At 64.7% G+C, this 19,356-nt stretch carries 14 protein-coding genes and 1 other RNA gene; 10 read left to right on the top strand and 5 right to left on the bottom strand.

Features of this window, described 5'->3' with window-relative positions; genetic code table 11:
- Window positions 1-365: 365 nt before the first annotated feature.
- The 9 genes from D2L64_RS13465 to D2L64_RS13505 all read left to right on the top strand — a co-directional run bounded on the left by D2L64_RS13465 (window position 366) and on the right by D2L64_RS13505 (window position 10,528).
- The gene (locus D2L64_RS13465; protein ID WP_119576002.1) at window positions 366-1,883 is read left to right on the top strand and encodes an APC family permease; all 1,518 of its coding nucleotides are present in this window, start codon (window positions 366-368) and stop codon (window positions 1,881-1,883) included.
- 108 nt (window positions 1,884-1,991) lie between these two features.
- Entirely contained in the window at window positions 1,992-3,380 is a 1,389-nt protein-coding gene (locus D2L64_RS13470; protein ID WP_119576005.1) for a glutamine synthetase family protein, read from the top strand.
- Between the two features lie 48 nt (window positions 3,381-3,428).
- A complete protein-coding gene (locus D2L64_RS13475; protein WP_119576009.1) occupies window positions 3,429-4,193 on the top strand; it encodes an SDR family NAD(P)-dependent oxidoreductase in 765 nt (254 codons plus the stop codon).
- Window positions 4,193-4,912 (top strand): gamma-glutamyl-gamma-aminobutyrate hydrolase family protein, encoded by a 720-nt coding sequence (locus D2L64_RS13480; RefSeq protein ID WP_119576012.1) that lies wholly within the window; start codon window positions 4,193-4,195, stop codon window positions 4,910-4,912. Before D2L64_RS13475 ends, D2L64_RS13480 begins: the two co-directional genes overlap by 1 nt.
- Complete coding sequence (locus D2L64_RS13485; RefSeq protein ID WP_119576015.1) at window positions 4,905-6,080, top strand: cytochrome P450; 1,176 nt, start codon at window positions 4,905-4,907, stop codon at window positions 6,078-6,080. The genes D2L64_RS13480 and D2L64_RS13485 overlap by 8 nt, the downstream gene beginning before the upstream one ends.
- Window position 6,081: 1 nt before the next feature.
- Complete coding sequence (locus D2L64_RS13490; RefSeq protein WP_119576018.1) at window positions 6,082-6,291, top strand: ferredoxin; 210 nt, start codon at window positions 6,082-6,084, stop codon at window positions 6,289-6,291.
- Window positions 6,288-7,433 carry an NAD(P)/FAD-dependent oxidoreductase gene (locus D2L64_RS13495; RefSeq protein WP_119576021.1) on the top strand — a complete coding sequence of 382 codons (1,146 nt, stop codon included), beginning with the start codon at window positions 6,288-6,290 and terminating at the stop codon, window positions 7,431-7,433. Before D2L64_RS13490 ends, D2L64_RS13495 begins: the two co-directional genes overlap by 4 nt.
- Window positions 7,434-7,484: 51 nt before the next feature.
- Entirely contained in the window at window positions 7,485-8,855 is a 1,371-nt protein-coding gene (locus tag D2L64_RS13500) for an aldehyde dehydrogenase family protein (protein WP_119576024.1), read from the top strand.
- Window positions 8,852-10,528: a diflavin oxidoreductase gene (locus D2L64_RS13505; protein WP_119576027.1), complete on the top strand. Its 1,677-nt coding sequence runs from the start codon at window positions 8,852-8,854 to the stop codon at window positions 10,526-10,528. The genes D2L64_RS13500 and D2L64_RS13505 overlap by 4 nt, the downstream gene beginning before the upstream one ends.
- A gap of 7 nt (window positions 10,529-10,535) precedes the next feature.
- Here the strand turns inward: D2L64_RS13505 and D2L64_RS13510 are convergent, their stop codons facing one another.
- Window positions 10,536-12,215 (bottom strand): helix-turn-helix domain-containing protein, encoded by a 1,680-nt coding sequence (locus D2L64_RS13510; protein ID WP_158603498.1) that lies wholly within the window; start codon window positions 12,213-12,215, stop codon window positions 10,536-10,538.
- Window positions 12,216-12,930: 715 nt separating this feature from the next.
- Here D2L64_RS13510 and D2L64_RS27270 point away from each other — a divergent pair.
- The gene (locus D2L64_RS27270) at window positions 12,931-13,107 is read left to right on the top strand and encodes a hypothetical protein (protein WP_158603499.1); all 177 of its coding nucleotides are present in this window, start codon (window positions 12,931-12,933) and stop codon (window positions 13,105-13,107) included.
- A 39-nt stretch (window positions 13,108-13,146) separates the two neighbouring features.
- On the opposite strand, the gene D2L64_RS13515 is transcribed toward D2L64_RS27270, so the two are convergent.
- The 4 genes from D2L64_RS13515 to D2L64_RS13530 form a co-directional block, all read right to left on the bottom strand.
- Window positions 13,147-13,674, bottom strand: a complete 528-nt coding sequence (locus D2L64_RS13515; protein WP_233558936.1) for a glycosyltransferase family protein — start codon at window positions 13,672-13,674, stop codon at window positions 13,147-13,149.
- A gap of 226 nt (window positions 13,675-13,900) precedes the next feature.
- A complete protein-coding gene (locus tag D2L64_RS13520; protein WP_119576033.1) occupies window positions 13,901-16,912 on the bottom strand; it encodes an N-6 DNA methylase in 3,012 nt (1,003 codons plus the stop codon).
- 637 nt (window positions 16,913-17,549) lie between these two features.
- Window positions 17,550-17,963, bottom strand: an RNA gene (rnpB, locus tag D2L64_RS13525) — RNase P RNA component class A.
- A 183-nt stretch (window positions 17,964-18,146) separates the two neighbouring features.
- Entirely contained in the window at window positions 18,147-19,355 is a 1,209-nt protein-coding gene (locus D2L64_RS13530; RefSeq protein WP_119576036.1) for a bifunctional RNase H/acid phosphatase, read from the bottom strand.
- Window position 19,356 lies beyond the last annotated feature (1 nt).

The raw sequence follows: 19,356 nt of genomic DNA on the forward strand, positions 1-19,356 counted from the left end.
CTGCTCAGGATGGTCGCCGGTCGCACGTACATCGCGGAGTGCGACGTGCACGCTCTCCCCTTCGGCGATGTGCCCGAGCCACACCCCGCCGGCCCCCGCCGGGCCCCCGCCGGGGCAGAAGGACGAGCCTCAGCTCGACACCGCGAACCAAGCGAAGCGCTCAGCAGACGAACGGATGGGCGCGCGGTGGGCGCGTTGCACATACCCGCGGCAGGTGATGGTCACTTCCCACACCGACGCTGCGTTTCGCCTCGCTAGCTTTCTCCAATACCCCGATTGATCGAGTGTTGATACGCCGTTCCGCCCACCACCCGCTCGACCGGGATGATCCAATCAATCAGGCAACTGCTGAGAGGCGATCCCGAATGGCAAGCAACCTGGCCACAAAGCGGAACACCAGCGATACATCGACGGATCTTCTCAAGGGATCCATTCGTTTCGTGACGATCGTACTCATGGTGACCGCCGCCGCGGCACCGCTGGTCGTCGTCTCCACCTACATACCAATCTCGTACGCGTACGGTTCGGGTCTGGCGACCTCGCTGACCTACGTCGCGGCGACGCTGATCCTGCTGGTGTTTGCCGTCGGATTCGCCCAGATGGCCAAGCGGATCACGGCAGCCGGCGCCTTCTACAACTTCGCGGCCCAGGGGCTGGGCAAACCACTGGGGCTCGGCGCCGGGTGGACCGTGATGGCCGCCTACAGCATGATCGTCCCGGCCATCAGCGGCGGCCTCGGATACTTCGCCTCCCAGCTGCTGAACAACTACCTGGGCTGGTCGGTGCCATGGTGGGCGTGCAGCATCGGCGGCGTACTCCTCATGTGGGCGATCTCCTACTTCAAGGTGACCGCCGCCGGGAGGATCCTCGGCGTCGCGCTGGCCCTCGAGGTTCTCGTCGTGTTCGTGATCGCCACTGTCGTGGTGGCGCGAGGCGGCGCCCAGGGCCAGATGCCGGAGGTTTTCAACCCGGCCGGCCTGCTCGCGGCCCCCGCGATCGGCATCGGGTTCTTTTTCGCCTTCTGGTCGTGGATCGGCTTCGAGACCACCGCGATCTACGGCGAGGAAACGACTGATCCCAAGCAGGCTGTGCCGCGGGCGACGTATATCGCGGTAATCACCCTCGGCGTCTTCTACAGCTTCGCCGCCTACGCTGGAATCGTCGGTTTCGGCGACGACACCATGCCGCAGGCGGAGAATCTTCTGGGCGATTACTTCTTCGTCCTGGCCGACATGTACACCATCCACTCCGCCCGCGTCCTGATGGATTTCCTCGTCATCACCGGATTCTTCGCCTGCGCGTTCGCATTCCACAACAACGCATCCCGGTATCTCTACTCCATGGGACGCGATCACATCCTTCCGAAGAAGCTCGGCCGGACCCATCCGGTACACAAGTCCCCGTACGTCGCAAACGGGGTCCAAGCGGTGGTAGCGATCATCGTAATTGCGTTGTTCGCTCTCGGCGGCGCGGATCCGCTGCTGCAGCTGGGCGGATGGCTGCCCATCTTCTGCACCGCAGGCGTCGTCTTCGTGCAGTTCCTGGTGTCGCTAGCGGTCATCGCCTACTTCAACCGGGTTGGCCGCTCGGGCGCTGCCGAAATCTGGAAGACGCTTGTCGCACCTGCGGTCGGCGCCGTGGCGCAGGCGGTCGTGCTCGTCCTCCTGGTCATCTACATCCCCTTCCTGGCGGGATCCGAGGTCCTGGTTCTCGACCTGATCCCCGGCTACGTCCTTGCGATCACCCTCGCCGGCGTGGGATATGCGCTCTACCTGCGCAACTGGCACCCCACGCGATACCAGCGCATCGGCCGGATCTACGACGAGGAGGAGCTGCCCGACGCGATGGCGGTGCCCCTCGACGATGCGGGCCAGGCCGGCTGAGCGGAGCCGGACTCGCCGGTGTCCCGGCGCGGCGCACGGTCCCGGGCGAGGCGCCACCAACGTCACTGACACCAAGCCGAACATAAGGCCACCAGAAAGGCTGGATTCGTGAACGATGAAGTTCCGATCACCGATCCGAAGCGGTATGTAGAAGAGTTCATCAGTGCGCACGACATCAAGGTTTTCAAGATCGGCGCAGTCGACATCGACGGCCTGTGGAGAGGCAAGCGCATCTCGGCGCGCTACTTCCTGGATGCCGTGCACGTCGCCGGTACGAACATCTGCAACATCCTCTTTGGATGGGACCTGCAGGACACGCTCATCCCGAACCTGACCTACACCGGATGGCACACCGGATATCCCGATGTGAACCTTCGCCCTGACCTCTCCACGCTGCGCGCCGTGCCCGGCGAGCCAGGGGTGGCGTTGGTGATCTGCGACATCTACAACACCGACGGGACACCGCTCCCTCTCTCACCCCGTGGCGTGCTGCAACACGTGATCGACCGCGCTAACTCCCTCGGGTACACCCCGATCTACGCCTACGAGTTCGAGTTTTACCTGTTCGAGGGCGCACCACGCGAGCTCGCCCGGCACGCTTGGCGCAACCTCGACCCGATCTCCGACGGCAACCACACCTACAGCGTTTATCGGGACACCGGGACCGAGCACGTCCTCGGGCTCATCCGAGACCGACTCCTGGAGCTGGACGTCTTCATCGAGACCAGCAACAGCGAGCACGGCGCAGGCCAGTTCGAGGTCAACATCCACTACGCCGACGCGATGCGGGCCGCCGACAGCGCCCTCCTCCTCAAGCACACCGTCAAGGAGATCGCCGCACAGCACGGCCTGACGGCATCCTTCATGGCAAAGATCAGGACGGACCAGGCCGGGTCGTCGGGCCACGTGCATCAGAGCCTCATCGACCCGGCGGACGGCCGTCCGCTGTTCGCCAACCCCGGTGACCGTACGCAGCTCAGCGAGATCGGCGCTGCCTACCTGGCCGGCCTGGTCGACGGCGCCAGAGATTTCACCGCCATCTACCTGCCCACCGTGAACTCGTACAAGCGAGTCGAGGGCGGCCAGTGGGCTGGATCGAGTGCGACCTGGGGCGTGGACAACCGCACCGTCGCCATCCGCAGCATCCCCTCGGCCGGGTCCAGCGCCCGTGTCGAGAACCGTATCCCCGGCGCCGACGCAAACCCCTACCTCGTCATCGCGGCCAACATCGCCTCCGGCCTCAACGGCCTCGAGCAGGGGATGAGCGCTCCACCAGCGGTGCAGGGCAACGCGTACGAACAGGAACTGAGCGACTCGGTTCGGCTTCCCGACAACCTGTCCGCTGCGACGCAACTGTTCGCCGCGAGTGCCCTCGCGAAGAAATACCTGGGTGAAGAGTTCGTCCGGCACTACGCAGAGACACGGGAGTGGGAAGTCCACCAGTACCGGACCGCAGTCACCGACTGGGAGATCGCCCGCTATCTCGAACATATCTGAGCCGCACCCACCATTCCCCTCTCACAATCAGTAAGGAACGCACCCCTCATGAGCAACCGACACGAACGACGCTTCGCAGCTGTTACCGGAGCCGCTTCGGGCAATGGTCGCGCCATTGCCGAGAAGCTCGTCGCCGAAGGCGCCACGCTCGCCGCCATCGACCTGGACACCGAGGCGCTGGCGCGCGTCTTCGGCGACCGGGCCGAGGTCCTGCGGATTGTGGCAGACGTCGCCGACGAGGAATCCGTGAAGGCGGCATTCGCGCAGATCGGTGCGGAGTTTGGCCGGCTCGACACGCTCGTGAACAACGCCGGCATCGTCAAGTTCGGCACCTTCGAGAACCTGTCGTTGGCGGAGTGGGACCAGGTCTTCGCGGTCAACTCCACCGGCCCGTTCCTCGCGTCTCGTGAGGCGTACAGGCTGCTTCGAACCGGCGACGGAGACCACACGCGTTCCATCGTGAACATCACCTCCGTCGAGGCGCATATCGTCATCTCCAGCAGCGGACACCCGCAGATCCACTACAACGCCTCCAAGGGCGCGCTGCTCCAGCTCACGCGGGCGCTGGCGGTGGAGACAGCCGCGTCCGGTATCCGCGTCAACGCGGTCGCGCCCGGATTCATCGAGACGCCGTTCACCACCGCGGCCCTGAGCAACCAGGAGGTCCACGACTGGCTGATCGAGCGGACCCCGCTGGGACGCATCGGCCGGCCGGAGGACGTGGCGAACGCCGTGGCCTTCCTGGCCTCCGACGAAGCGAGCTGGATCACCGGCACGACCCTCTTCGTCGACGGCGGCTGGACCATCTACTGATGGCCACGCCGATCATCGCCATCACCGCGGAACGCAGTACGCAGAACTCCGCGTTCGGCCCGCGCGACTCGATCATCCAGGTTGTCGACTACGCCGAGGCGATCGTCTCTGCCGGGGGTCGACCGGCGATCCTACCGGTGACCGAGACGATTCCCGCCGACCTGCTCGACGGCTTCGACGGGCTGCTGCTCACCGGCGGTGGCGATCTCTCCCCCGAGATGTACGGACAGCAGCCAGGCGAGCAGGTCTACGGGGTCAGCGTCATCCGCGACCGTTTCGAGGCGGCGCTGGTCAACGATGCCCAGGATCGCGGCATCCCCATCCTCGCCATCTGCCGCGGCCTGCAGCTCATCAACGTTCTTCGGGGCGGAACCCTGGTCCAGCATGTCACCGGCCACTGGCAGTCGCGCCCCTCCAACGAGTCCGACCACGACGTCTCCATCAACCCGGCCTCCCGGCTGGCGGAGATCACCGCCAAGACGACGATGGGCGTGAACAGCTATCACCACCAGGCAGTTGACGTGCTGGGCGATGCCCTGCGCGTCGCGGCGCGGGCCGGCGCCGTGGTGGAGGCGTTCGAGGATCCCGGGCATGACCTGATCGCTGTCCAGTGGCACCCGGAGCACATGTTCCGTACCTCGACCGATAACCATGCGCTCTTCGCGGACCTGGTCAATCGATCTCTCACTCACAGGGAAAGGAGACCGGCACATGTCTGAGCCCCAGCCGGTCGTGGACTTCGATTTCCACGGTAAGGCACTGGATACCATCTTTGACGACTACCAGCTCATGCTCGAGTCCAAGCCGGTCGGCCACAGTTCGAAGTACGGCGGATTCTGGTATATCACCAAGAGTGAGGACATCTTCCAGGCCGAACAGGATCCCGACACGTGGTCGGTGGCACCGGGCATGATGATGCCCCCCATGGGCACGGAAATGCCGCTGATCCCGATCGACATCGATCCCCCGGAGCACGGCCTCTTCCGCAAGCTCCTGCTACCGATGTTCACCCCGATGGAAATCAAGAAACTCGAGCCGGGGATGCACGCCACCGCGCAGGAACTTGCCGAGCAGGTACGCACCGCGTTCGCCACCGATCCGGTCGTGGACGTCTCGACCAGGTTCGCCCGCCCGTACCCGACCATCATCTTCAGCCGCCTCGCGGGCTACCCGGAGGACGACTGGCCGATGTTCGACCGATGGATCGATGAGATCATCTACGATCGGACGAAGTCGCCGGAGAAGGCGCAGGCGGCCGGGGACGAGCTCATCGCCTACGTGACCCGGTTGGTCGACCACGGCCGCGCCGGGAACGCCCAGGGCGGGATCATGGGCGCGCTGTTGCAGAAGACAGTGAACGGTCGCCCGCTGACCGACGAGGAGCTGCTCTCGTACGGCTATCTGCTGTTCCTGGCCGGGCTGGACACGACCGCCTGGGCGCTTCGGTCCTCGCTCTGGTATCTCGCCCGGAACCAGGAAGCACAACGGCTGCTACGGGCCGAGCCCGAGCGCATCCCGGACGCCGTCGAGGAGTTCCTCCGTACGCTCTCGCCCGTGCAGGCGATGGCTCGTACGGCCAAGAGGGACACTGTGGTGAGAGGCCAGAAAATCAAGGCAGGTGAGCGTGTCGCGCTCGTCTTCGGGGCCGGCAACCGCGATCCCGAGATCTACGAAAACCCGGACGACATTGACGTCACGCGGGAGAACAACCGGCACCTCGCCTTCGGCGGCGGTATCCATCGCTGCCTCGGATCCAATCTGGGACGCAAAGAGTTGGTGATCGCACTCACGCACTTTCTCGCCACCGTCGCAGACTTCGAGCCGGCCGCAGAGGAGCCCTGGCACGGCGTGGGATCGCTACGCCTGCGGCTGAGCGGCGGTGAGTGACATGACCGGACTGTCGATCGACCAGAGCCGGTGCCAAGGTCACGCGCGCTGCTACATGCTCGCGCCGGACACCTTCCTTATCGACGAGGAAGGCTACGGGCACGTCATCGAGGGGCGCGAAGGTGCCTACCAGGAGGAGCACGTCAGAAAAGCCGTCCGGAACTGCCCCGAGAGGTCGATCAAGGTCATCGCCCCTGGCCCCGCGGCATGACTGGCGATCTGATCGTCGTCGGGGCTTCCGTCGCCACCACCGCGTTCATCGAACGGATGCGTGAACTTGGCAGCGGCGAATCGATCACCGTCCTCGACAACGACCCCGACGCCCCGTACGACCGCCCGCCGCTGTCCAAGCACTATCTTGTCGATGGGGACAGCGAGGACATCGCCGTCGACTGGAACGGCCTCGACGTGGAACTGGTTCGCGCCGAGGCCGTCGGCGTCAACCCTGAGACGCACACGCTTCAGGTTCGCGGGGACGACCACCGGGACCACGATCTCCGGTACGGCCGGCTGGTGATCGCCACCGGCGCGACCCCGGTCCATCTGCCCATCGAGCCGCCGGGCTTGGCGGTGTTGCGCACCGCTGCCGACGCCCGGCGAATCCGGGCGCAGGCCAGCGGAAGGCGGTCGGTGGCCATCGTCGGCGCGGGTGCGGTCGGCGTCGAACTGGCATCCCACCTGGCCCGGCAAGGCTCACCAGTCGTGCTCATCGACCGGGCGGTGGGGCCGCTGGAGCGGTTACTCGCCGGCCACCTCGCCGACGAGGTCACCGACTGGCTGCACGGTGCCGGCGTGGTGTGCCGCTGGCGCGCCGACATCACGGATATCAGCCAGATCGGAGACAGCTGGCGGGTCGAACTCGCCGATGGCGAGCGGATCGAGGCGGACGTCGTCGTCAGCGCGGTGGGTGCCCGGCCAGCGGTGGCCTGGCTCGCCGGGAGCGGGCTGCTCACCGGGGATGCGCTGCTCGCCGACGCGGATGGGCGGGTCGTGACAGCCGACAGCGTCGTGGCTGATGTCTACGCCATGGGCGACGTGGTGACCCGTCGCCGACCCGACGGCCGGCTGGAGCGCACCGAGAACTGGGCGGCAGCCCGGCAACAGGGCATGCGACTCGCAGAGCACATCTGCCGCGCACCGCGCCAGCCCGTGCCGTCGCCGTACTTCTGGATCCAGGTCGCAAACCGGACGATTCAGATCGTCGGCACGCTGCGGCCGGGCGCACGGCTCGACCTGGAAGCCGCCAACCCGGATCGCCGCTCGGCTCTCTACCGGGTGCGAGCAGACGGTGCGACCGCCTGGATCGGCGTGAACGCGCAGCCGCGCATCGCCAAGATCATTTCAGGTAGCTGAAGAGCGTTGGTGGCGGCGCATTCCGCGCCCGCCTGTCGAGACGAGGAACCGATGACGAACCAGAGCACCCTGATATTCAACCCGGCAACCGGGACCCAGATCGACGCCGTTCATTCCTTCACTCGCGCGGAGATCGAGGACGCGATCAGTCGAGCGGTCGACGCGCAACGCGCGTGGTCCCGGCTGCCCATAGCCCGTCGCCAGCAGTTCATGTTCGACCTTGCCGATGCCATCATGCAGCACCGGGAGGAACTGGCCAGCCTGGAATCGCAGGATGTCGGTAAGCCGATGCGCGCGGCGCTGGCGGAGGCCGACAGCGTCGCAGCTGTCTTCCGCTACTACGCTGGCGCCATCGACCGGCTCACCGGAGAGACCATTCCGGTCGACGGCGGAATCGCGATGACGTTCCGCGAGCCCGTCGGCGTGGTCGGCGTCATCACGCCCTGGAACTTTCCACTGCCCATCGCGAGCTGGAGCATCGCACCGGCGCTCGCGGCCGGCAACTCGGTCATCGCCAAACCCGCGAGTCTGACACCGCTGTCCACCCGTCGACTCGGTGAGCTCGCGGCGCAGGTGACTCCCGTACCTGACCTGTTGCAGGTCGTCACCGGCAGCGGCGCGCAGATCGGTGGCACGCTCATCGCAGACCCCCGCGTCAACAAAATCAGCTTCACCGGCTCGACCGAGGTAGGCCAGGGCCTGCTCGCCGCGAGCGCCGCCACCGTGAAACGGCTGACGCTCGAACTCGGCGGCAAGTCCGCGAACATCATCTTCGCCGACGCGAACCTTGAGAAGGCAGCGTCTGCGGCACCGTGGGCGGTGTTCGACAACACCGGCCAGGACTGCTGTGCCCGCAGCCGAATCCTGGTACAGCGGCCGGCACTCGACAGTTTCCTCAGCGCGTTCATCGACGCGACGCGCGCCCTACGAATCGGCGACCCGTCGTTGCTCGCCACGGACCTCGGCCCGCTCGCCTCCGCAGAACACCGCGAGACAGTGCGATCGTTCCTCGACGACGAACTGGCCGTCGTCTACCGTGGCGAGGCACCGGACGGGCCCGGGTACTGGATGGCACCGCACATCGCCGTGGACGAGACCGCGACGACCCGCGCCGCGCGCGAGGAGATCTTCGGCCCGGTGGCTGTCGTCATCCCATTCGACACCGAAGAGGAGGCCGTCCGTCTCGCCAACGACACGATCTACGGTCTGAGCGGCTCCATCTGGACGTCGGACGTCGGCCGGGCACTGCGCGTCGCCCGCGGCGTCGAGAGCGGAACGCTCTCGGTGAACTCCAACTCGTCGGTTCGCGTACAGGTTCCCTTCGGCGGGTTCAAGCAATCCGGCCTCGGTCGCGAGCTCGGCATGGAAGGGATTCGCGGCTTCACCGAGCACAAGTCCGTCTTCATCAGCACCGAATCATGAGCATCCAGACAACAGACCAGGGCGATCAGTCGATAGTCGCGGCGGAGGACAGCACCGAACTGGCGGTCCTCTACGGTAGTCAGACCGGCAACGCCGAGTACCTCGCCCACGAGATCCAGGGCAAAGCGAGCGCGGAGGGCCACCAGGTCACCGTCTCCTCCCTCGACGACTGGCTGCGCTCCGGCCCACGGCAACTGCACCGACTGCTGGTCGTGACCTCGACCCACGACAACGGGCACATGCCCGACAACGCCGCCGAATTCTGGGACTGGTTGAACCTCCTCGGCCCAGGGGCCTTGAACGGGTTGCCGTACGCCGTGCTTTCGATCGGTGACTCGATGTACGAGGACTTCTGCAAGGCAGGCCACGACATCGACACCCGCCTCGAACAGCTTGGTGCCGTACGCGTCGTGCCCAGCATCGACTGCGACGTCGACTTTGAATTCACCGCCGAGAAGTGGGCCGCACCCGCCGTGAGGGAACTCCTGGCTGCCGCCCCTCGCCCGGCCGTTGCACCCATGATCCACCTTTTGGGGTCAGCTGAGCCGGACACGACCGCCCGCGGCGCTGAGCGGATCCACACCGCTCGGATTGTCGCGAGCCGGCCGCTGTCCGCTCCGGGCTCCGCCAAGCAGGTCATGCACTACGAGCTCGCGTTCGACGACGGCACGTTCGAGTACGAGCCGGGCGACTCGATCGCAGTATCCATAGCGAACTCGGACACTCTCGTGAACGAGTGGCTGGCGGTGTTCGACGGCGGCGGCCTGGCACGCCACCATGACCAGCCACTTCGCACGCTCCTGAAGCACGAGGTGGAGTTGCGGCTGCCGCACCCGGGACTGATCGTCGGCCTGGCCAGGAGACGGCCGGACAGTGCCGCCATATTGCGGATCATCGCCCTCATGCAGTCAGGTGATCGTGCCCAACTCGACTCCTGGCTGGGCGACCGGGACGTGCTTGACGTGCTCACCGACCTCGACTGCCTCGATCTACCCATCGAGGAGATAGTCCCCGAACTGGGTCGGTTGCAACGTCGTGACTACTCGATTTCGTCAAGTCCGCTCCGTGACTCCGGCCGCGTGCACATCACGGTCAGCGGTGTGGAGTACGCCGGTCGACGGGGCACCTACCGGGGGGCCGCCACCGACTTTCTCGCCGAACGCGCCCGCGACGGGAGGGCCTTCCAGGTCCAGCGGGTTCCCGCGCACGAGTTCCGGCTACCGGCCGACGCTGTCCCGATCATCATGATCGGCCCAGGGGTCGGCGTCGCACCGTTCCGGGCCTTCCTGCGTCATCGTGCCGCGCTCGGCGCGCCCGGCAGAAACTGGCTGTTCTTCGGCGATCAGCATCGCCAGCTCGACTGGCTCTACGAGGACGAGTTCCGGCAGTTGACCGAGCATGGTCTGCTGACCCGGCTCGACGTGGCATTCTCCCGTGACCAAGAGGCGAAGCGATACGTCCAGCATGAGATGCTCGCCAACGCGGCTGAGATTCGTTCCTGGATCGCGGCTGGCGCATACGTCTTCGTCTGTGGCGACAAGGCGCAGATGGCGCCGGACGTCGACCGCGCGATGGCGGTGATCCTCGCGGGGGGCGACGCCACGGAATCAGCGGGCCAGCAGGCGCTCGCGTCGCTGAAGAACTCGGCGCGCTACGTCAAGGACGTGTACTGACGCTCACTCATCTGCGGCTGGCGGCACGAACCTTGTCGACACGAATCGCCGCGACGCGTGTCGACAGGCCGAGCACCGGCCAGTCTGTCGTGGCATCGAGCGACAGCCCCAGCAGCTGCTCGATTCTCTGCATACGCTGGCGCAGCGTGTTGCGGTGGATGACGAGCCGGACGGCAGCCTCGTTCACCGATCCCCCACAGCTGGCGAGCACCGCAAGCGTGCGGACCAGGTGGGATCCCTGCGCCACGTCGTACCGCACCAGCGGATCGAGAGCCCGAGCAGTCTCAGCGATCTTCGGCGCCATCGAACTCACCACCTCGACCAACGGAAGTACGTCGCGGATCTCCGCGTATGACGCGAGCGTGACCGGCAGGCCACGCCCATACGCCTCCGTCCAGTCCAGCGCCTGGCGCGCGTGGTTGATCGACTGACGGATCTGGGCGGGCGTGGGCGAGACGCTTCCCATCCCCACCGACGCGCGCAGCCCGGTTTCGTCGGAGAGTCGCTGCAGTGCCTTGAGTAGACGCACGCTGAAGTCAGCCGACACCCGGCCACCGGGCGCGTCCACCAGCACCATGCCCCAGGTCGAGTGGAGCAGGACGATCCCGCGAGCACCAGCCACCGAAGCGAGGGTGTCCTTCAGACTTCTGCTCACCGTCTCCCAGTCCCCGCGTACGCTGTGCACCCGCACCACCACGGGGCACACCGGTCCTTCTACATTCAGCTCGCTGAGGATCCGCGCGGCTTCCGCGTCGTCCTGGGTGAGTCGCAGCCGGGTCGCCAGCGATGAGCCCACCGAGTTGAGGTCCACCGCTTCGAGCAGCACCCCCAGCTGCGTGGCGAGCACGCTCATCCGTTCGAAGTCGCGGGCCCGGAATCGCGCCCGCCGGTAACAGGACAGGACGCCGTGCGAGGCTCCCATGCCTATCGCGACGGAAGAATTCTCGAGCCCTGCGCAGTTCTGGTCGATACTCGACTGCGCGGCCACCCGCGAGTGAGTGGACCAGACTCGATTGTCGCCATCGACGGAACGAAACGCGAAAATGATCGGTGTTGCCCCACTCTCCCGGCGGCTGATGTACTCGAGCATGCATACATCGATGTCAAGAAGGTCCAGCAGGCGTCGGGCGGCGAACTGCAGACACGGCACCAGCGCAGTCCGCGCCACGGATGGGAAGTCCAGGAGAAAATGCGCAGCCGCCGACTGACGGTTCAGGTCTGCTACCGTCTCGGCCCGCAGCAGACCCGTCGCCAGCAGGCGCCCCACCTCAACAGCGATGGCCAGCTCATCCTCGCCGAACGCGGCCTCGTCCTTCGAATACAACGCGAAAACGCCACGCAACCGGCTCTGCTCGTCGGCAATCGGAACCGCGAGAATAGAGCGAAACTCCTCCTCCTCGATCTCGTCGAACCCGATGAACCGCGGATCCTCCTGCAGGTCCCGATCGATGATCACCGACCTGCGACGCAGTGCCGCCCAGCCGGTTATTCCTTCCCCCAGCCGGAGGCGAATCTCCCCGACGCCGGTCTGCTGCGGTCCCGGGGTCGCGACTCTGAGCACCAGCCGCTCCTCATCTTCGTCCCACAGGTACACGAAGACTGCTGCAGCACCTGTTTCCCGGGCGACGAGCTGTACCGCATCGTCGGCGAGCTCGACCAGATCCCGACCTTGGGCAAAGAGCAGCACGAGCCGCGACAGAACGGCAGCTCTGCGCTCAGCGAGGGCGCCCTGGTGGCCTCCCGGCATAAACAGCACCCTCCGTGGGGGACGCCGGGCCGTGCACCGGCCCGCCGTCGCGACTGTAGGCGTGACCGCCGCGAAGCCCCTGTGCCGCCAACACGGGATGATGACGACAGGTGTGCAACATGCACACACTACGCCAGCTGCCGGCGCAGTTCGCCACAACGACGGATTTTGACGGTAGCCCGCCTGACCAGCAAATTCCGCGACGTCGAGCGACCCGCCCCGACTCCCGCCGCCGCTCCGGGACCTGATGCGCCGCAACAACAGCATCGACGTCTACGACCCTGCCAGTCCCCAGGTGGGCACAATCAAGCGGGCGGCGAGTTACGACCAGCGCTGCTGACTTAGCGTTGCGGCAACCTATCCGGCACGGCTGGTTACACGCGCGGCACGCGGCGCAGCCATCCCAGAAACCTGCCGTACGCAGCCACCGGGTCGGGGGGTCCGGGCAGATCCGAGTCAGGTCGGCCAGGTCGACGGCCAGCTCACGACGACACCCCCGCGTAGTCGGCGAGCAGTTCCACCCCTGCCTGACCGCAGGGCCACGGGTCGCCAGTCCTGCCTTGTCGGACATTCCGTAGAAACCTGTATATCTAGCTTCATCCCATCAGGATCCAACCTGAAGATCTTCTTTGCCACCGATGCCTACGATTGCGCCATGGACGCGAGAGCACAGGGCAGAGGCATCGAATCTGGATTGGATGGACCGCTGGCAGAGTTTTCGGCACTACGGGAAGAAATCCTGGCGAGAATTCAAACTCAACACCAGATTCTGTCGTTGCAGCTAACTGTCACAGCGGCGATATTTGGCGACACGCTTACTTCGCAGAAATGAAGGAGCGCCAGCGTACTCATGGAGTACCGAAGCATGAGGCTAAATCGCAGGAGTGACCGGCAGCCCATTCGGGAGCATCGAGGCCAAGGCTTCGGCTCTGGCCTCGATGATTCTCATGCGGCCTTCGTACTCGACCGGTGCGCGGCGGGCGGCTTGGCTGGTGACTTGGCCGGGCCATTTGCGGTAGAGCAGGCCGTGTTCGCGCGCGAAGTAGCCCGCGCTGACTGCGCTGGCCGCCAGGAGTAGGCCGGTGTCCTCGGAGGCCGGCAGGGCCATCCAGCCGCCGAGCGCCAGGAGCAGATCCCGGCGGATGCACAGTGTCGCGGGGTGGACCTGGGCGCGGTAGCCGTTGGCTTGCCAGAAGGCCAGGACGGCGCCGCGGCTGATAGGGCCGCCGTCTGGGTCTTTGTCCCATCCGATGGTTGACCCGTCGGGCATCAGGTCCAGGACGCGGGAAGTCGTCCAGCCGATGTGCGGATGCGCCTCGAAGGCGGCGTTGTCCCGGGCGAGGGCACCGGCCGTGAGTTGGTCGTCCGCGTCGAGCACCTTGACGTATTCACCAGTCACCCGGGAAACCCGTTCAGCGCGTCAACCTTCGACGAGGCAATCAAGTTCGCGGACCTCGTCAGCGAGATTCTATCGTTCGCACCCGCCATCGACGAGAGCGAAGCGACCGTAAGCCATGAGGACGAACAGAACAAGAACCATCGCGTCAAGTGCGGAATGAAACTCCTCCACGGGAAACGGTGTCGGCTTACCTACAAGCATCCAGGCGAGTGCTTCACCAACTAACCTATAGTTCCAGCACTGGAATTACCCTGGCAACCACAGCATCAATCTCCCGGGAAACCCCCGACCGTGTCAGCTCATCCCTAACAACCTTGCGGGCCCGCTTGAAGTCAGACACAGAGCTCAAGTCGACCGCCGCCGCAAGTTCTTCAGCCTGCCTCGCCAGAGCTACCAACTCCAAATGAGATTCCTCCGATTCATCAAAGGTCGGAATTGGGATCGCAAAGATGTTTTTGTCGATATCCCTGCCACCGAAAAGACCTAAAGCTTGATAGGGCTCAACCCTTTCGCGGGTGGTCTCTGAGTTTAGAATCGCCGCAACGTAACGAGCCTCGGAAATCCCACTCACGGCCGCCCAATACAGCTTATGATCGATAACGGCATGGGGATCGTCTAGCCGCGCAGCCGCAGTCTTATTGGCAGCCTTGCTATAAACGACACGATGAGTGCTTGCGGGAATCTGGGCGCTGAGCTGGCCATGAAAGTCAATTCGTTGAAGCAAAGTCGAACTATCGCTCCTAACTTTGTTCTCCTGCCACAGTTCCTCAGCTTCGAGCCACCACGAGTTTAGACCCGGATAGTCCTCTACCTTCTCCGCATCGAGAATCCCCTTACTGCCCAGCGGCAGAACAGCTTTGAGAGATTCAAGCATCCGGAATGGAAGCATCGTTTCTCCGAGATGCACTCTCCTAACGAACGATCGCTCGATCGTCTGCCGCAGAGTTCGCACATACTTCCATGGCTCTTTCTCGCCGGAAGTCCGACGAGCTTGAACAGCAATGCGGCCGGCCCCGAATCCAATTGGCTTGGAGGGGCGCTCTTCAACGAAAAGTAGAGCGCGTGGCGCTAGGACCGCGCCTTGCCGGAAGCGACGCTTGTATGGTGATACAGGAGGAAGCTGATCACTTCCGAGAACAGATAGGGCCACGTCGTACGTGGTGAATCCACCCTTGGCGACGGACCAAGTCATATTAGGGTTACGGCTTCGCGAAGACCAAGCCAAAGCCTTCGCGGGCATACGGCGAGGTGCTGCGGGTCGGTATTCACCCTGAATGACGCAGGAAACCATGGGGAATCCCGTAGGGGCCTTCGACAGATCCCAAGGCTCTGCGAACTGGACGGCCACATCGCCTCCCCACCGGCCAGACCTAAAGCCATCATGTGGTTTGCGGGTAAGAACGCCGTGGGGCATAACAAAGGCGAGACGCCCTGATGGTTTCAGGTACAGCTCTACCGCTCTAGCTACAAACAGCGTGGATAAATCCCGGCTTGACGCGCCAAGCCCTCCGGTCAGCAGGCCTCTCTCCCCAGACATACTCTTGTACCGCTCTTGCATTCCAGGGGTCATCTTCGAGTAACGCAGCCAGGGAGGATTTCCCAGCAACACGTCGACTTGGTTATCCAATTCCGACAACCATAGAGGACGAATTAGGTTCCGGGCGTAGTATCCCCAAATATGGTTTTTGCCGACGGAATGAAGCTGACGCATTGTATCGAAGGTACTCGTCAGCACCTTGGCATCATCAGGATGCACACCGAACTGTCGGAGAACAGGAGCAATCAGTTCAGCATTCTTCCTGTTCGACTTGGCAAGAACTTTTTCCGACATGGCGTCAACTAGCCGGTCGAAGTTCCCTGCGTCTTGAAGCACTCTACGAGGAAAGACGAGATCATCACTATAGAGCAGCCCTCCTCCCCCTTCGACCAACTCGTCGCCAGTAGTAGAAATGCGCACCTCATCGATACTGTTCAGCAAATCCCGCCTTTGCTCCCACTGAAGGGAGTCACCCAAGTAGACAGGAATCGAAATCGCCCGACGATTCGGATCAGCAAGGCGCTCTCGACCGATTGCCAGAAGATAGGTAACGCGCGCAAGAGTGACAGCCACAGGATGAACATCGATGCCGTAGACTCGTTGCACTAAACCAGAAACAGCCTCCGCATTCCCCACCCCGGCATTTTCGCATGCAGCCAGGTAGGCTCTGACCGCGTGAAAGAGGAATGTGCCAGAGCCACAGGACGGATCCAGAACTCGCTGGTTTAACGGGTCAGTGACCGCCGCTGAGACAACTCTTTCCGCCAACCAGTCTGGCGTGTAGTATTCGCCCAGGCTTGCGCGCTCCTGCTGGGGGATGATCTCCTCGTAAAGGACCTTCAGCACATCGTGTTCTACGTGATTCCAGTCGAACCTGGCAATACGGTCCGCCAGCTGTTGGACGAACTCAGTACCGCCCTCAACATGCAGCACCCAATCAAAGAAGTCTGCTTCAACTGCCCCATAAATCTGAGAACCGGAAAACTCCACCCCTTGCGCCAGAGAGGCTGGGGTAAGGTCCCCTGCTGCCGAGACATCAAATCCGACGACAGCGTGAGCAATAATCTCAGCAGTCAAAACTAGAAGCGTATGGTCGACAAAAAGATTCTGATCGTTACTAAACGATTTACCGAACGCAGTGCGCAGCAGCTTGGACCAAAGTTGGCGCTTGAGTTCAACCTCAGGAATAGAGGCAGCTTGCTCATACAGGGCAGCGAGGGAGGCATGGTCCAGTAGATAGGCGGGAGAAGAGGACCCCAGTTTGCGCTGAATAGCTTCCGGAGTAGGCTTGACAGCTTCGTGAGTCGCTAGCACTGCTTCGAGCCACGTGAGCAAACGTTCTGCGTCAGCGGCGCTAGATATCTGAAGATCTGCCACCTGCGCCAAGCCGCTCGACACGAGGCGATAGAGGTGCCAGGTCGTGCCATCAGTCAGGATTCCAACATACCGTGTTCCCAGACGCCGCATCTGGGCCTCAACGTAGCCCGCAAGCTGAATCTCAGCATCATGACGCAGGTTAGGATTTCTTAAATCCTTTTTTACCTCGATTACACAATGTCCTACTTCAACGTCAAGTCGTCGACGGGTGCCGTCTCCAGTCGGGACCTCTAGACGGGCGACTTGGCTAGGATCTAGCGCCAGCTCTCCTGACGTTAAAAGAAGGTAGATGTCCGCTTGCAAGTCCGCCTCGGTGCGGATCATGGTCCTCGAAGCCAACCGAGCGACAGCATCATTGACGGCGACTGACGGCACGCTATGCCCTCCCCTTGTGTATCCGGATGCAGCCTACGCTGGCCGACAGACATCGGGAGTCTGACGCCCCGTTGGTTGGTGTTCACGTCACTTGTCCATGTCGGAATCTCGAAGTCACTGCCGATTTGCTCTGTTCTGGATCAAGGCACCGCGCTCCGCGCGGTGCGGGACGGGAAGCCCGGCCGGCGGTCAGCCACCGAGAACCGCCGGGACACCGCCCCCCAGCACATCAGGAGCCAGCCCAGCGAGGCCGTGGCGGAAGCCGACAGCTCGACCCGGTCGCGTGGTCGGGGCTTCCGGCTGCCGCGCCAGTCCAACCCCGGGACTGGCTTGCCGCCGTGTCACCGGCTCTCGGCATCAGATCCAACGCCAGGAGGCGCCCGACCAACTCCCCACCGTCGCCCACGTCGACGAGGACCAGGCCGTCACCGAGTCCACCAGACCGCCGCCGCACGAGATCAACTGATGCGCTCCTGGGCCGTCGACGGGCCGTCAAACGCCGCCCAATGTTGACCATGAACGACCATCGACACCCCAACATAGAGTCAGCTCAGAGCCTTGATCGTGGCCCTGAGCTGGTGGGCGACGGACGAGTCGACCTGTACGCCGGATTCTGTGCGCGGTGCGTACCTCGGGAGGTTCGCACCGGCGGCGGCCATCCATCTCGGCCTACCGTCGCCGGCAGGCTCCTGCGGCCTACCCGCAGACATCGGGCGGGCCACCCTCAAGCGTCTGCGCAGGCCGTCATCATGCGGTGACGGCCCTACTTGGCCTTGCTCCGGGTGGGGTTTACCGAGCCACCCCGGTCACCCGGGGTGCTGGTGGGCTCTTACTCCACCGTTTCACCCTTACCGTCCCCGGTGGGGCCGGCGGTCTGTTTTCTGTGGCACTGTCCCGCGGGTCGCCCCGGGTTGCCGTTAGCAACCACCCTGCCCTGTGGAGTCCGGACGTTCCTCGGCGGCGGGCTGCTGCCCGTCGACGCGACCGCCCGGTCGACTCGTCCGTCGCGCACTCATCCTAACGACACGGCTTCTGCCTCTATTGCCATGCCCACGCGGACTTCATCGATCATGGACTTCCGGTCGCCACAAAGAGGGATGAAGGGCGCATAACGGCGACCAGAACTCCATGATCGACGGCACGGCGGCGGAGCAGGCGTGGGCAGGGCGGCGGGGAAGGGTGGCTAGAGGTGGGTCAGGTGGGCGGTTTCGTTGATGGAGCGGACGGCTATGCCACCGTCGGGCCAGCGGTCGAGCAGTGAGATGCCGGCCGCGTCGAGGTAGAGGCGGTGCAGGAAGGTGTCGGGGGCGGCGAGGGCGTCACGCAGCATCAGCTTGATCGGTGAGACGTGCGAGACGAGCACGACGGTCTGGCCGGGGTACGCCTCCAGTAGCCGCTCGACCACCCGCGTACAGCGGTCGGCGACCTCGGTGAACGACTCGCCGTCGGGTGGGGCGACCCGGGTGGAGGCGAGCCAGGCGTCGAGTTCACCGGCCCATTGTTCGCGTACCTCGGCGAAGGTACGGCCCTCCCAGGCGCCGAAGTCGCACTCGATCAGGTCGTCGTCGCGGCGTACCGGCAGGTCACCGATGGCGGCGGCGATGGCCTCGGCGGTCGCCGTACAGCGGGACAACGGTGAGCTGACGACGGCGGCGGCCTCGGGGGCGAGCGCGGCGACCCGGGCGGCGGTGGCCCGGACCTGGGCCTGCCCCTTCGCCGACAGGGCGATGTCGCCGCGGCCGGAGTAGCGGCCCTGCTCGGTGTACTCGGTCTCGCCGTGCCGGACGAGGATCAGCCGGGTGGCGGTGAAGGTGGGCCGGGGCTCCCAGGAGACCGGGGCGCTGCTCAGGTCGGCGCCGGGGGTCTCAGTACGGGCAACGACCTGCTTCGCGCCGCCACCGGCGGCTTGCGGGCCACCCAGTTCGCGCGGGGGCTCGACCATCCGCGGCGGCTCGACGGTGGGGGTGGCGACGCCGGCGGCCGCGGCGGCGTCCATCGCGGCGTTGGCGAGGGCGTCGGCGTGGGTGTTGCGCTCGCGGGGGATCCAGTTGAACCGGACGACGCCGAACCGACCGACCAGTTGGGCCGCCTGGGCGGCGAGCGGGCGCAGGCCCGGGTGCTTGATCTGCCAACGGCCGCTCATCTGCTCGACCACCAGCTTGGAGTCCATCCGGACCTCGACCTCGGTGGCACCCAGTTCGGCGGCGGCGGACAGGCCGGCGATCAGGCCCTGGTACTCGGCCACGTTGTTGGTCGCGGTGCCGATTGCCGCGCTGCGTTCGGCCAGTACCGCACCGGTCTCCGGGTCGCGGACCACCGCGCCGTACCCGGCGGGGCCCGGGTTGCCCCGGGAGCCCCCGTCGGCCTCGATCAGGACGGTACGCGGTGCCACG

It is taken from the genome of Micromonospora radicis (assembly GCF_003583405.1).
GTDB classification, from domain to species: Bacteria; Actinomycetota; Actinomycetes; order Mycobacteriales; family Micromonosporaceae; genus Micromonospora; species Micromonospora radicis.

Coding starts and splice junctions, on each gene's coding strand:
- D2L64_RS13475 (WP_119576009.1), top strand. CDS start 3,429: ATGAGCAACCGACACGAACGACGCTTCGCAGCTGTTACCGGAGCCGCT.
- D2L64_RS27270 (WP_158603499.1), top strand. CDS start 12,931: ATGGACGCGAGAGCACAGGGCAGAGGCATCGAATCTGGATTGGATGGA.
- D2L64_RS13520 (WP_119576033.1), bottom strand. CDS start 16,912: ATGATCCGCACCGAGGCGGACTTGCAAGCGGACATCTACCTTCTTTTA.
- D2L64_RS13500 (WP_119576024.1), top strand. CDS start 7,485: ATGACGAACCAGAGCACCCTGATATTCAACCCGGCAACCGGGACCCAG.
- D2L64_RS13490 (WP_119576018.1), top strand. CDS start 6,082: ATGACCGGACTGTCGATCGACCAGAGCCGGTGCCAAGGTCACGCGCGC.
- D2L64_RS13465 (WP_119576002.1), top strand. CDS start 366: ATGGCAAGCAACCTGGCCACAAAGCGGAACACCAGCGATACATCGACG.
- D2L64_RS13505 (WP_119576027.1), top strand. CDS start 8,852: ATGAGCATCCAGACAACAGACCAGGGCGATCAGTCGATAGTCGCGGCG.
- D2L64_RS13480 (WP_119576012.1), top strand. CDS start 4,193: ATGGCCACGCCGATCATCGCCATCACCGCGGAACGCAGTACGCAGAAC.
- D2L64_RS13485 (WP_119576015.1), top strand. CDS start 4,905: ATGTCTGAGCCCCAGCCGGTCGTGGACTTCGATTTCCACGGTAAGGCA.
- D2L64_RS13495 (WP_119576021.1), top strand. CDS start 6,288: ATGACTGGCGATCTGATCGTCGTCGGGGCTTCCGTCGCCACCACCGCG.